The following is a 12,017-nucleotide window of genomic DNA, read 5'->3' as shown; positions in this document are numbered from 1 at the left end:
TTTACCCACCGCTCGAGAAAAGTGATGGCAATATATTGTGGCGCGCTGAAAAATGGCATTTTTCAATCTCCACACGCAGGCACCTGATAGAGCTAGAAACCCAGCCCCCAAGCACTGAATAAAAAGATGTTTGGCGAAAAAAAATAGTTAGCAACAGAGCCGCCCCACCTTTAAAAGCGGCATCAAAATATTCAAGCCTTGAAAAAAAACTCCATCTTGGTCCCCGCAATTTCGATCACATCGTGATCGCCCAGCGGATGCGCCTGGGTGTCGAGCGTCTCGCCGTTGAGGATGGGGAAGACGGTGCCTTCGACGTGGGTAATGAAGTAGCCATGCGGCCGACGGGCGATGACGGCGACCTGGGTGCCCGGCTTGCCGAGAGTGGTGAGGGTTTTCTGCAGCATCAGTTCCTTGCCGGCATTGGGCCCGTTGAGTAACTGAATGGCCGCTGGCGGCAGCGCCGTTGGGCGGGAAGTGGTGCCGATATTGGATCGCGTCGGCTCGCCACTCGGCGCCAGCGCCAGTTCCGCGGGTGTCTTCGGTGGCGCGACACGGCCAGGAATTGCACTTTCCGTCGGCTGCGCCTGGGCATCGGTGAGGTACTTGAGACGGTACTTGCCGAGCTCGATGACGTCGTGGTTGCGCAGGAAGTGCTTCTTCACTGCCTGCCCGTTGACCAGAGTGCCGTTGGTGCTGTTGAGGTCCTCGAGGAAGGAATCTTCGAGGATGGTGACGACGACGGCGTGCTCACCGGAAATGGCCAGGTTGTCGATCTGGATGTCATTGTGTGGCTTGCGGCCGATCGTCAGACGCTCCTTGTCCAGCAGGATTTCCTTGAGTACCAGACCGTCCATGGAAAGGATCAGTTTCGCCATCTTCTTCCCCTCGCTTACTTGAGTTTTGCCAGCAGCCTGTGCCACCAGCCGCCCGTTGCCACGCCGATACCGGGCATGCGGACCAGTATGACCGAAACATTATCGCGCCCGCCAGCGTCGTTGGCCCGCTCGATCAGACACTCGGCCGCAGTTGCCAGACAATCGGCATGCTGATCCAGGATTTCGGCGATCTCGTCATCGCTGAGCATGTCGTTCAAGCCATCCGAGCAGAGCAATAGCAGATCGCCTTCGACAAATTCGTGGACGGCGATGTCGACCTCGACTTCCGGTTCGATGCCGAGCGCCCGGGTCACCAGGTTGCGGTTGGCGGAGTAACGCGCCTCCTCCAGGCTGATCGTACCGCTGTCGATCTGCTCCTGGAGCAGCGAGTGATCCTTAGTCAGGCGCAGCAGGTCCTGATTGCGCCACCGGTAAGCGCGGGAGTCGCCAACATGGGCGAGATAGAGTCGCTGCCCCAGGAACCACGCAAAAACCAGGGTGGTTCCCATGCCCGAATACTGCGGTTCGTTTTGCGAGGCATTGAAGATGGCGGCGTTGGTGCCACAGATTTCATCATGGATCAGTTGTTCGGGGCGGCGGAGCAATTCGGGATCGGCGCCTGGGCCGACCAACAGCCGGGAAAAACTGTTGGCCAGCAGGGTCGTCGCCATGCCGCTCGCCACCTCGCCGGCCTTGTAGCCGCCCATGCCATCGGCAAGAACGGCAAGACCGAGCTCGGCATCGACGAACACCGCGTCCTCGTTATGCGAACGCACCATGCCGGGATCGCTGCGCATTGCCACATCCAGCACTTCGTGCTGCATCGTCCGTTCGTCGGGCGTCTGCATTTCCTTTTCGTTCCTTCCCTTCGCCTCATGCCGGCGTATTATCAGGATTGCCTCGTCACCGGTCAAACTCACTGTAGCGGCAATTCCCGGCCCAGGCCCGCTGCCAGCGCGGCATCCAGCACCCGGCGGGCGAGCGCCAGGTCCTGAATGGCCATTCCTTGCGACTCGAACAGGGTCAATTGATCCGCGTCGCGACGCCCGGGATGGCGGCCGACGATGATGTCGCCCAATTCAATGAGTTGCCGGGGATGCAGGCGCCCCTTTTCCAGCAGGGGCAGCAGATCGCCAGCTTCGGCCAGCGCCGTCGGCACGGCGTCGACGACGATCAGCTCGCAGCGGCGAACGGCTGCCTCGGACAGTTCCTGGCGAATCAGCGCGTTCGAACCGGCGGCGTTGACGTGGGTTCCCGGTCGCAGCCAGTCGGCTTCGAACAGCGGCCGCGCAGCGCTGCTGACGGTACCGAGCAGGTCGCTGTCGCGCACGGCGTCTTCCGCATCGGCGGCGGGGACGACCCGCCGGCCGGTCGCCTCGCTCATGCGGGCGCAGAAATCCCGGAGCTTGTCTGGCTGACGCCCGCACACCTTGACCAGTTCGATCGGCAAGGCGGCGCAGATCGCTCTGACATGCCCCTCAGCCTGCCAGCCACTACCGAAGACGCCGGCCACCGTCGCGTCGGGTCGCGCCAGCCAGCGCGCCGCAACACCGCTGGCGGCGCCGGTGCGCATCATGCCGAGATAGTCGGCCTCGATGATCGCCAGCAGGACACCGCTCGCCGCATCGAACAGATGGACGAGGAAACGGTTACCGGAGCGGTTGCTGGTATAGGCCTTGTAACCGATCACGCCTTGCGCCGGCAGCGCGCCCTGCAGGATGTGCAACACGGTCTGCGGCAGCCGGCTGCGCTGGCGCGGAGTATCGAGCGCCTGACCGAGCGAGAGGTCGCGGTGCGCCGATTCGACGGCGGCCAGCGCCATGTCCACGGTCAGCACCTGCCTGACATCATGTTCCGAAAGAAATACTGCCACGCTTGTTTTCTCCAGCGATCGGGCAAAAAAAAGGCGGGCACGCGGCCCGCCTTTCCGGTTGAGCTTGCGGCGTATTTTACAGCATCGCTTTCAGCAGCTTGGCCATTTCAGACGGGTTGCGCGTCACCTTGAAGCCGCACTCTTCCATGATGGCGAGCTTGGCATCGGCGGTATCGGCACCGCCGGAGATCAACGCACCAGCGTGACCCATGCGCTTGCCGGCCGGCGCGGTGACACCAGCGATGAAGCCGACGATCGGCTTCTTCATGTTGGCCTTGCACCACTGGGCGGCTTCGGCTTCGTCCGGACCGCCGATTTCGCCGATCATGATGACGGCGTCGGTATCCGGATCGTCGTTGAACATCTTCATGACGTCGATGTGCTTCAGACCGTTGATCGGGTCACCACCGATACCGACGGCGGACGACTGGCCGAGGCCCAGTTCGGTCAGTTGACCGACGGCTTCGTAGGTCAGCGTGCCGGAACGGGAAACCACGCCGATACGACCCTTGCGGTGGATGTGACCCGGCATGATGCCGATCTTCACTTCGTCCGGGGTGATCAGGCCAGGGCAGTTCGGGCCGAGCAGCAGGGTCTTCTTGCCGCCCTTGGCTTCCTTTTCCTTCATCTTGTTGCGCACCATCAGCATGTCGCGGACGGGGATGCCTTCGGTGATGCAGATCGCCAGATCGAGGTCGGCTTCGACGGCTTCCCAGATCGCGGCGGCAGCACCGGCGGGCGGCACGTAGATGACGGAGACGGTGGCGCCGGTTTCAGCGGCAGCCTCCTTGACCGAAGCGTAGATGGGGATGTTGAAGATCGACTCGCCGGCCTTCTTCGGGTTCACGCCGGCAACGAAGCATTCCTTGCCGTTTGCATACTCCTGGCACTTTTCCGTATGGAACTGACCGGTCTTGCCGGTGATGCCCTGGGTGATGATCTTGGTGTTCTTGTTGATCAGGATAGACATTCGCTAGCTCCTTACTTGACCGCGGCAACGATCTGGGTGGCGGCCTCGGCCATGGAATCGGCAGAGATGATGGGCAGGCCGGAATCCTTGAGGATCTTCTTGCCCAGGTCTTCGTTGGTGCCCTTCATGCGGACGACCAGCGGCACCGACAGATTGACTTCCTTGGCCGCGGCGACGACGCCGGTGGCGATGGTGTCGCACTTCATGATGCCGCCGAAGATGTTGACCAGGATGCCCTTGACCTTGGTGTTCTTGAGCATGATCTTGAACGCTTCGGTGACCTTCTCGGTCGTCGCACCGCCGCCGACGTCGAGGAAGTTGGCCGGCTCGGCGCCGAACAGCTTGATCGTGTCCATGGTGGCCATGGCCAGGCCGGCACCGTTCACCAGGCAACCGATGTTGCCGTCGAGCGAGATGTAGGCGAGGTCGAACTTGGAAGCTTCGATTTCGTCGGCGTCTTCTTCGTCCAGGTCGCGCATGGCGACGATTTCCTGCTGGCGGTAGAGGGCGTTCGAATCGAAGTTGAACTTGGCGTCGAGCGCCTTGACGGTGCCGTCGCCTTCGTGGATCAGCGGGTTGATTTCGGCCAGCGAAGCGTCGGTTTCCATGTAGCAGGTATACAGCTTCTTCAGCGTATCGACGCACTGCGGGATCGAGGCTTCATTCATGCCCATGCCCTTGGCGAGTTCCAGGGCTTGCTCGTCGGTCAGGCCGACCAGCGGGTTGATGAAGACCTTGACGATCTTTTCCGGGGTCTTGTGGGCGACTTCCTCGATGTCCATGCCGCCTTCGTAGGAGGCCATCATCGCCACCGACTGGGTAGCGCGATCGGTCAACGCGGCAACGTAGTACTCGTGCTTGATGTCGGCGCCTTCTTCGATCAGCAGGTGACGGACCTTCTGGCCTTCCGGGCCGGTCTGGTGCGTGATCAGCTGCATGCCGAGAATCTGGCTGGCGTATTCGCGCACTTTTTCCAGAGACGTCGCGACCTTGACGCCGCCGCCCTTGCCACGGCCGCCAGCGTGAATCTGCGCCTTGACGACCCAGACCTTGCCGCCCAGGGTTTCGGCTGCCTTGACCGCGTCGTCAACGGTTGTGCAGTGAATCCCGCGCGGAACCGTAACGCCGAATTTCTTCAGGATTTGCTTGCCCTGATATTCGTGAATTTTCATGCGCTTTCCTTGCGTTGAGTTGAGTTGTGAGGTTTGGACGACGTCAACATCCCCCCTGCGCCGTCCGTTTCTACTTCTTTGAACCGAAAATGTTACCACAGCCGCAATAAATTATTGCGCGCCGAAATTCATAATTACGAAACCTCTTCCGCCCAGCGCATCACACGCCAGAGCAGGGGCAGCAACAGGGCCGCTGCCGCCACCAGGCTGACCACCGCCGCCAGCCAGAAGCCGGCAACGCCGAGCGGCGTCGGCGCCCGATAACAGAGCCAGGCACCACCGCCCAGAGCAATCCCCCAGAAGCAGAAGGTCTGGATCAGCATCGGTACGAAGGTCACCCGGTAGGCACGCAGGACATGTCCGGCAATCGTCTGCAAGGCATCGAAAAACTGGTAGACCGCGACATAACCGATCAGACCCAAAGCGACCGCCCGCACTGCCGCATCGTCGGTGTAGGCAGCGACCAGCGGAAAGGCGGCGAGCCACAGCAAAAGCCCGACGGCTAGCGAGCCGATCGCCGCCATCGCCATCCCCGCCCGCACCAGCGCGCGAACGCCCGGAAAATCTCGCGCTCCTAGGGCCTGCCCAACCGCCGCCATGCACGCAATCGCCAACGACAACGGCAGCATGTAGGTCAGTGCCGACAAATTGGCGACGATGCGATGCCCGGCGACGACCGTCGCCCCCAACCCGGCGACAAACAGGCTGACCAGGGTGAACGCCGTGATTTCGACCAGATTGGAGAAACCCATCGGCAAACCGATGCGCAGCAGTTCCCGCCAGGTTTTCCAGCGAGGCGCCTGCCAGCCGGCGAACGGCCGGTAGCGCCGCCCCAGTTCGCCGAAATGCAGCCAGGCCGCGGCCCCCAGGCAAGCCAGCCAGCCGACGGTCACATTCGACACGGCGCAACCGGCAACCCCGAGCGGCCTGCCGGCCCAACCGGCCAGTGCCAACCCCCAGGCCAGCATGGCATGCAGGGCAAGCGCGACAAGGCCGATCCCCATCAACACCCGGGGCCGCCCCAGCGCATTGCAGAAGGCATAGAAGGTCCGGTAGAGCAAGGCCGCCGGCAGACTCCAGGCAAGCCAGCCGAGATACTCGCGAACCTTGTCAGCCACTTCGACATCCATGGCGAAAGGCGCCAGCGCGAAGTCGGGAGCGCGCAAAAAGACGATCCCCGGCAGAGAGAGCAGCAGCGCCAGCCAGAAACCCTGCTGCAAGATACCAGCCACCTCGCCATCCCGGCGCGCACCATGCAAGTGCGCAACCACTGGCGCCACCGCCTGCACTATGCCGACCAGGCCGAACACCAGCGATACGTGAATGCCGCCGCCGATCGCCACCGCCGCCAGGTCGGCGGAAGACACATGACCGAGGATCGCCGTATCGACCACCATCATGCCGATCGACGCCAGTTGGGCGACGAGGATGGGCAAGGCATGCGCTGCCAGGCTGCGCATTGCGCTCAGCATCGACGACATTCAGCGCGTTTCAGACGATGCGCGCGCGCAATCCCGGCAGTCCGTCCACGCCGCCCTCCAGGCAATCGCCACGCTGCAACGGGCCGACACCGGCCGGCGTTCCGCTGTAGATCAGGTCGCCGGCCTCCAGGCGCACCAGTGTAGACAGATTGGCGACGATCGCGGCGACCTGCCAGCCCATCTGCGCCAGATCGCCCCGTTGCCGGAACTCGCCGTTGACCTTGAGCCAGATCGCGCCGCTTGCCGGATGCCCGACCTGCGCGACCGGCGCCAGCGGACCGCACACCGCGGACTGGTCGAAACCCTTGCCCATATCCCAGGGATATCCCTTTTCCTTGGCCTGCGCCTGCAAATCGCGGCGCGTCAGGTCGAGCCCGACGCCATAGCCAAACACCAGGCCGGGCGCCGCCGCGACGTCGATATTGCTCCCCCCGGCCCCCAGCGCCACCACCAACTCGACTTCGTGATGCAGATTCCGGGTCATGGGCGGATAGGCCACCGCCAGTTCGCCTTCGCCACCGACCAACGCATCGCCCGGTTTGCTAAAGAAGAAAGGCGGCTCAAGCCCTGCGGCCTGGGCCAGCGCCCCCATTTCACGGGCGTGATCGGCATAGTTGCGCCCAACGCAAAAAATCCGCCGGACCGGAAACCGCCGATCGCTACCGATGACCGGCAAGCTCGGTTGAGAATGAGGAGGAAAGAAAAAAGGCATAAATGATCCCGTCATCTAGCGGCAAATGTGCAATACTTTCGCCATCACAGCTTGCCATGTTAGCCCGTTTCGCCCAGTGAAGCCCAGCCAGACCCTGCTCCTCAGCCTGCTCATGCTTCCCCTGCCCGGCTTTGCCACCGGACTCGGAGAACTGACAGTGCACTCCCAGCTCGGCGAACCGCTACGCGCCGAGATTCCGATCAGCGCGGGCCCCGACGACAAGCTAGACAGCAACTGTTTCCGCCTGGAAACCATCCGCGATGCCGAACTGCCGGTCATCCAGCGCGCCCGGCTGCTGCTGGAAAAACGCCGCGACGGCCTGCTCCTCCATATCGCCGGCGACGGCGTATTGAAAGAACCGCTGGCCATGCTGCGGATTCGCGCCGAGTGCGGCACGGAACTGCAGCGTGACTATTTCGTCATGCCCCAACTGCCGGCCAGCCGGATGTCAGACGACACCGACCGCCAGGATCCGGCGACGACCACGTACCGGGAAAACACCGCTGGCGCGCCCGCCAAGAAACAGCGCGTAGCCACGGCTGACAAGAAAGGCCGCCCGAGCACCAGCAACCCGGCCGCCGCCAGTCCGCTGAAACGACTGGCCGAGGAACACCAGCGGCAAGTCGACCGACTGGTAGTCAGTGATCAACTGGCAAGCCTGCCCGGCGACAGCGTTGCCGCAGCCACCGAAGACCGCCTGCTACGCATGGAAACCAGCCTGGCGCGACTCAACGACAGCCTACAGGCGCTCGACCAGGCCATCGAACTGCAAACCGAGGCCCAGAACGCCCGCCACGAACTGCAACTGGCCATGGTCCTCACCGATCCCCCAGCCGCCGGCCCGCTCGGCGCCATGGCCGGCGAACAACTGGCCAGGACGGAAACGCCGTTCTGGCGACAGTGGCTGGAGCTGATCGTCGGCACCTTGATCGGCGGCGCCTTGAGCGCCTTGCTGCTGCAGCGCATCGGCCGGCTCATGCCGGGTTATCAAGATCGATGAACTCGCATTCGAGTCCCAGCGCCTGCGTCAGGTGCGCAGCCAGGGCTTGCACACCGTAACGTTCGCTGGCGTGATGCCCGGCCCCCAGGTAGGCGACGCCGCTCTCCTCGGCCAGATGCAGGGTTGGTTCGGAAACTTCCCCGGACAGATAAAGATCGACCCCGAGAGCGATCGCCTGCTCGAAATAACCCTGAGCACCACCGGAACACCAGGCCACCCGCCTGACGCTGCGTGCCGGATCCCCCAGCAGCAAAGGCGGACGACCAAGCGCCGCCGCCACCCCGGCCGCCACCTCGGCCAGCGAAGCCGGCGCTGGCAGGCTGCCGTACCAGCCGATCTCCTGCTCGCCAAAACGCCCTTCCGGCAGCCAGCCGAAGCGGGCAGCCAGTTGCGCGTTGTTGCCCAGTTCCGGATGCGCGTCGAGCGGCAGGTGGTAGGCCAACAGGCTGATATCGTGTTTGAGCAGGGTCGCGAGCCGGCGGCGCCGCAGGCCGGTGACGCGGGCATCCTCGCCTTTCCAGAAGTACCCGTGGTGAACGAGTACCGCGTCGGCGCCGCGCTCGACGGCAAGGTCGAGCAGCTTCTGACTGGCGGTGACGCCGGCGACGATGCGCCGCACGTCGCCCCGACCTTCCACTTGCAGGCCGTTTGGGCAATAATCCCGGAACTTCGCGGCCTGCAACAACTCATCCAGATACCGCGCCAACTCTTCGAGTCTCATCGTCTCGCACTCTCATGCACAGGTTGTGGCTGATTTTTGCACAAACCGTCACCGTTGCGGTGGCCGTCCTCTTCACGCTGTCGACGCTGAAGCCTGAGTGGTTGCCCAACCGTGGACAACGGGTGGTCGCCCTGCAGACGGCGCAACCCAGCGAAGACGGACAGCCGGCACCGGCCGGCTCCTACCGAGATGCGGCGCGCGCCGCGCTGCCCTCGGTGGTCCATATCTACACGACACAGCAGGTCCGCCAGCAGCGTCATCCGCTGTTCGACGATCCGATCTTCCGCCACTTCTTCGGCGACCGCCCGGACGGCGAGACCCAACGCAACTCCGGCCTCGGCTCCGGCGTCATCGTCAGCCAGAACGGCTACATCCTGACCAATTTCCACGTCATCGATGCCGCCGACGACATCCAGGTCTCGCTCAACGATGGCAAGACGTACCGCGCGCGCAGCGTCGGCAGCGACCCTGAATCCGATCTCGCGGTCCTGCGTATCGACGCCAAGGAACTGCCGGCGATCACCTTCGGCCAGGTCGACAACCTGCGCGTCGGCGACGTCGTGCTCGCCATCGGCAACCCCTTCGGCGTCGGCCAGACGGTGACGATGGGCATCGTCTCGGCGCTCGGCCGCTCCCACCTGGGCATCAACACCTTCGAGAACTTCATCCAGACCGATGCCGCGATCAACCCCGGCAATTCCGGCGGAGCGCTGGTCGATGCCGCCGGCAACCTGGTCGGCATCAACACCGCGATCTACTCCCGTACCGGCGGCAACCACGGTATCGGCTTCGCGATTCCTGCCTCCAGTGCCCGCAGCATCATGGAACAGATCATCGAGAACGGCTCGGTGACGCGCGGCTGGATCGGCGTCGAAGCCCAGGAAATCACCGAGGAACTGGCCGAATCCTTCGGTCTGCCCGGCACCGAGGGCTCGCTGGTCGCCGGCGTTGTGCGCGGCAGCCCGGCCGACAAGGCCGGCATCCGTCCCGGCGACGTCCTGCTGTCGATCGAGGGCAAACCGGTCAGCGACCCGCAGGTGATGCTCGACCTGATCGCCGAACTCAAGCCGGACAGCAGCGCCGCCTTCCGCCTGCGCCGCGACAAGAACATCCTCGAACTGCAGGTCGGCATCGGCAAGCGTCCGCCGCTGCGCAACGCGGAGTAGGAAAAATGTGCCAGCTGCTCGGCATGAACTGCAACGTGCCGACCGACATCTGCTTCTCCTTTTCCGGTTTCCAGGCACGCGGCGGCGCCACCGACGTACACAGCGACGGCTGGGGCATCGCCTTCTTCGAAAACCGGGGCGCCCGGCTTTTCCTCGACCCGCAACCTTCGGCCAGCTCACCGGTGGCGGAACTGGTCAGCCACTACCCGATCCGCTCGCAGAACGTCATCGCCCACATCCGCAAGGCGACCCAGGGCTCGGTCCGCCTGGAGAACACGCATCCCTTCATGCGGGAATTGTGGGGACGCTACTGGATCTTCGCCCACAACGGCAACCTGCTCGGGTTTGCGCCAACACTGGACGGCAGTTTCCTGCCGGTCGGCGACACCGACAGCGAACGCGCCTTCTGCTGGCTGCTGCAGGAGTTCCGCCGCAGCTTCGGCGGTCTTGCGCCAGCACCAGAGGAACTGTTCGGCAAACTGCGCGAACTGACCCTGCTTCTGGCCGAATACGGCGAATGCAATTTCCTGCTGTCCAACGGCGACTGCCTGTTCGCCCATGCCTCGACTCGGCTCAGCTACATCGTGCGCCAGGCGCCGTTTGCCGAAGCCCATTTGAAGGATCAGGACATCACCGTCGATTTTCGCGAAGTGACGACGGAGAAGGACCGTGTCGCGGTAATCGCCACGCTGCCACTGACCGACAATGAAGCCTGGACGGAAATGCCGCCCGGCAGCCTGTGGCGCTTTCACGACGGCGCGGCGGTCGAACACTGTCCGACCCGGCCCGGGCCGCCGCGTCGCTGACGCTTACTTGTCGGTCAGTTTGCGGAATTCCGCTTCGGCTTGCGCCATTTCGGCGTCGAGCTCGGCTTCGGCATTTGCCGCCGCAGTATCGGTGGCGTTTTCCGGCGCCGGCTTCGAGACCAGACGCGCCGCCAGCAGACCCAATTCGTAGAGCAGGCACATCGGGATCGCCAGCGCCAGTTGCGACACGACATCCGGCGGCGTGACCACGGCGGCGACGATGAAAGCGCCGACGATGAAATAGGAGCGCCACTCCTTCAGCTTCGCAACGCTGACCACGCGCAGCTTGACCAGGACGACCAGCGCCACCGGCACTTCGAAAGCGAGGCCGAAAGCCAGGAACATGGTCATCACGAAGGACAGGTAGGCTTCGATATCCGGCGCCGGCGTGATGCTCTTTGGCGCGAAGCTGTTGATGAAGTGAAAGACCTGGCCGAAGACGAAGAAGTAGCAGAAAGCCATGCCGAGCAGGAAAAGTAGCGTGCTCGAAACGATCAGCGGAATGCCGAGCCGGCGCTCATGCGCATACAGCCCGGGCGAGACGAACCCCCAGGCCTGGAAAAGGATGTACGGCAGCGCGATGACGAAAGCCACCATGGCGGTGACCTTGAGCGGCACCATGAACGGCGTGACAACGCCGATCGCCACCATCTTGGTGCCCTCCGGCAGGGCGCTGGTCAACGGCGCGGCGAGAAAGTCGTAGATGGCGCCAGGGCCGGGATAGAGGGCCAGCGCCCCCATCACGACGGCGATCGCGATCAGGCTGCGCAACAAGCGGTCGCGCAGCTCGACCAGGTGCGAGATGAAGGATTCTTCCTGCAGGGTTTCGCTCATGCTGCCTTGTCGCTCCTGTCGCCAGCCGTTGCCGGCGCTGCGACGGCCTGCTCCAGATTGCCGGCTCCGGCCTGCAGATCGTCGAGCGCCGCCTCCACCGGCGTCGACACGCTACGTTCGACGGCGTCAAATTCCTGGCGCACCGAGCTTTCCAGTGAGCGCGCCGATTCGCTGACCTGCGCCTGCAGCTTGCGCAACTCGTCGAGCTGCATTTCGCGGTTGATGTCCGACTTGACGTCGTTGACGTAACGCTGGGCACGGCCGAGCAGATGCCCGAGCGTGCGCGCGACCTTGGGCAGGCGTTCCGGACCGATGACCAGCAAGGCCACGATCCCGATCACCATCAATTCGGAAAAGCCGATATCGAACATAAAGGAAGAGGAGCCAGACGACGCCGGTTGCATCCC

Annotated in this window: 13 protein-coding genes; 3 read left to right on the top strand and 10 right to left on the bottom strand. The window is 63.6% G+C overall.

What is annotated here, in order from left to right; genetic code table 11:
* Nucleotides 1–191 precede the first annotated feature (191 nt).
* The 7 genes from AC0KWY_RS17980 to AC0KWY_RS17950 form a co-directional block, all read right to left on the bottom strand.
* Nucleotides 192–875: an FHA domain-containing protein gene (locus AC0KWY_RS17980; RefSeq protein WP_474026852.1), complete on the bottom strand. Its 684-nt coding sequence runs from the start codon at nucleotides 873–875 to the stop codon at nucleotides 192–194.
* Between the two features lie 14 nt (nucleotides 876–889).
* Entirely contained in the window at nucleotides 890–1,723 is an 834-nt protein-coding gene (locus AC0KWY_RS17975; protein WP_474026851.1) for a Stp1/IreP family PP2C-type Ser/Thr phosphatase, read from the bottom strand.
* Nucleotides 1,724–1,791: 68 nt separating this feature from the next.
* The gene (locus tag AC0KWY_RS17970; RefSeq protein ID WP_474026850.1) at nucleotides 1,792–2,748 is read right to left on the bottom strand and encodes an ornithine cyclodeaminase family protein; all 957 of its coding nucleotides are present in this window, start codon (nucleotides 2,746–2,748) and stop codon (nucleotides 1,792–1,794) included.
* Nucleotides 2,749–2,824: 76 nt separating this feature from the next.
* On the bottom strand, nucleotides 2,825–3,718 hold the full coding sequence (gene sucD, locus AC0KWY_RS17965; protein ID WP_205201932.1) for a succinate--CoA ligase subunit alpha: 894 nt from the start codon (nucleotides 3,716–3,718) through the stop codon (nucleotides 2,825–2,827).
* Nucleotides 3,719–3,729: 11 nt separating this feature from the next.
* Nucleotides 3,730–4,890, bottom strand: coding sequence for an ADP-forming succinate--CoA ligase subunit beta (gene sucC, locus AC0KWY_RS17960; protein ID WP_474026849.1), 1,161 nt, complete (start codon nucleotides 4,888–4,890; stop codon nucleotides 3,730–3,732).
* Nucleotides 4,891–5,024: 134 nt separating this feature from the next.
* On the bottom strand, nucleotides 5,025–6,371 hold the full coding sequence (locus AC0KWY_RS17955) for an MATE family efflux transporter (RefSeq protein ID WP_474026848.1): 1,347 nt from the start codon (nucleotides 6,369–6,371) through the stop codon (nucleotides 5,025–5,027).
* A 10-nt stretch (nucleotides 6,372–6,381) separates the two neighbouring features.
* Nucleotides 6,382–7,047, bottom strand: a complete 666-nt coding sequence (locus tag AC0KWY_RS17950; RefSeq protein ID WP_474026847.1) for a fumarylacetoacetate hydrolase family protein — start codon at nucleotides 7,045–7,047, stop codon at nucleotides 6,382–6,384.
* 112 nt (nucleotides 7,048–7,159) lie between these two features.
* Between AC0KWY_RS17950 and AC0KWY_RS17945 the strand changes: the two genes are divergently transcribed.
* Nucleotides 7,160–8,083, top strand: coding sequence for a type IV pilus assembly protein FimV (locus tag AC0KWY_RS17945; RefSeq protein ID WP_474026846.1), 924 nt, complete (start codon nucleotides 7,160–7,162; stop codon nucleotides 8,081–8,083).
* On the opposite strand, the gene AC0KWY_RS17940 is transcribed toward AC0KWY_RS17945, so the two are convergent.
* Nucleotides 8,058–8,804, bottom strand: a complete 747-nt coding sequence (locus AC0KWY_RS17940; protein WP_474026845.1) for a Nif3-like dinuclear metal center hexameric protein — start codon at nucleotides 8,802–8,804, stop codon at nucleotides 8,058–8,060. The two genes, AC0KWY_RS17945 and AC0KWY_RS17940, sit on opposite strands and share 26 nt — an antisense overlap.
* Nucleotides 8,805–8,818: 14 nt before the next feature.
* Here AC0KWY_RS17940 and AC0KWY_RS17935 point away from each other — a divergent pair, with 14 nt between their 5' ends.
* Entirely contained in the window at nucleotides 8,819–9,970 is a 1,152-nt protein-coding gene (locus tag AC0KWY_RS17935; protein ID WP_474026843.1) for a Do family serine endopeptidase, read from the top strand.
* Between the two features lie 5 nt (nucleotides 9,971–9,975).
* Nucleotides 9,976–10,776: a class II glutamine amidotransferase gene (locus tag AC0KWY_RS17930; RefSeq protein ID WP_474026842.1), complete on the top strand. Its 801-nt coding sequence runs from the start codon at nucleotides 9,976–9,978 to the stop codon at nucleotides 10,774–10,776.
* A gap of 3 nt (nucleotides 10,777–10,779) precedes the next feature.
* Here AC0KWY_RS17930 and tatC read toward each other — a convergent pair whose 3' ends face one another.
* Nucleotides 10,780–11,610, bottom strand: a complete 831-nt coding sequence (tatC, locus tag AC0KWY_RS17925; protein ID WP_474026841.1) for a twin-arginine translocase subunit TatC — start codon at nucleotides 11,608–11,610, stop codon at nucleotides 10,780–10,782.
* Nucleotides 11,607–11,981 (bottom strand): Sec-independent protein translocase protein TatB, encoded by a 375-nt coding sequence (gene tatB / locus AC0KWY_RS17920; protein ID WP_474026840.1) that lies wholly within the window; start codon nucleotides 11,979–11,981, stop codon nucleotides 11,607–11,609. Before tatB ends, tatC begins: the two co-directional genes overlap by 4 nt.
* Nucleotides 11,982–12,017: the final 36 nt, after the last annotated feature.

Source organism: Azonexus sp. MM2026_4 (assembly GCF_055901855.1).
This window is presented reverse-complemented; position numbering and strand designations above follow the sequence as displayed.

Bases quoted from the DNA above. Each gene is read 5' to 3' on its own strand.
- AC0KWY_RS17980 (WP_474026852.1), bottom strand. From the start codon at position 875: ATGGCGAAACTGATCCTTTCCATGGACGGTCTGGTACTCAAGGAAATC.
- AC0KWY_RS17975 (WP_474026851.1), bottom strand. From the start codon at position 1,723: ATGCAGACGCCCGACGAACGGACGATGCAGCACGAAGTGCTGGATGTG.
- sucD (WP_205201932.1), bottom strand. From the start codon at position 3,718: ATGTCTATCCTGATCAACAAGAACACCAAGATCATCACCCAGGGCATC.
- sucC (WP_474026849.1), bottom strand. From the start codon at position 4,890: ATGAAAATTCACGAATATCAGGGCAAGCAAATCCTGAAGAAATTCGGC.
- AC0KWY_RS17955 (WP_474026848.1), bottom strand. From the start codon at position 6,371: ATGTCGTCGATGCTGAGCGCAATGCGCAGCCTGGCAGCGCATGCCTTG.
- AC0KWY_RS17940 (WP_474026845.1), bottom strand. From the start codon at position 8,804: ATGAGACTCGAAGAGTTGGCGCGGTATCTGGATGAGTTGTTGCAGGCC.
- AC0KWY_RS17935 (WP_474026843.1), top strand. From the start codon at position 8,819: ATGCACAGGTTGTGGCTGATTTTTGCACAAACCGTCACCGTTGCGGTG.
- AC0KWY_RS17930 (WP_474026842.1), top strand. From the start codon at position 9,976: ATGTGCCAGCTGCTCGGCATGAACTGCAACGTGCCGACCGACATCTGC.
- tatC (WP_474026841.1), bottom strand. From the start codon at position 11,610: ATGAGCGAAACCCTGCAGGAAGAATCCTTCATCTCGCACCTGGTCGAG.
- tatB (WP_474026840.1), bottom strand. From the start codon at position 11,981: ATGTTCGATATCGGCTTTTCCGAATTGATGGTGATCGGGATCGTGGCC.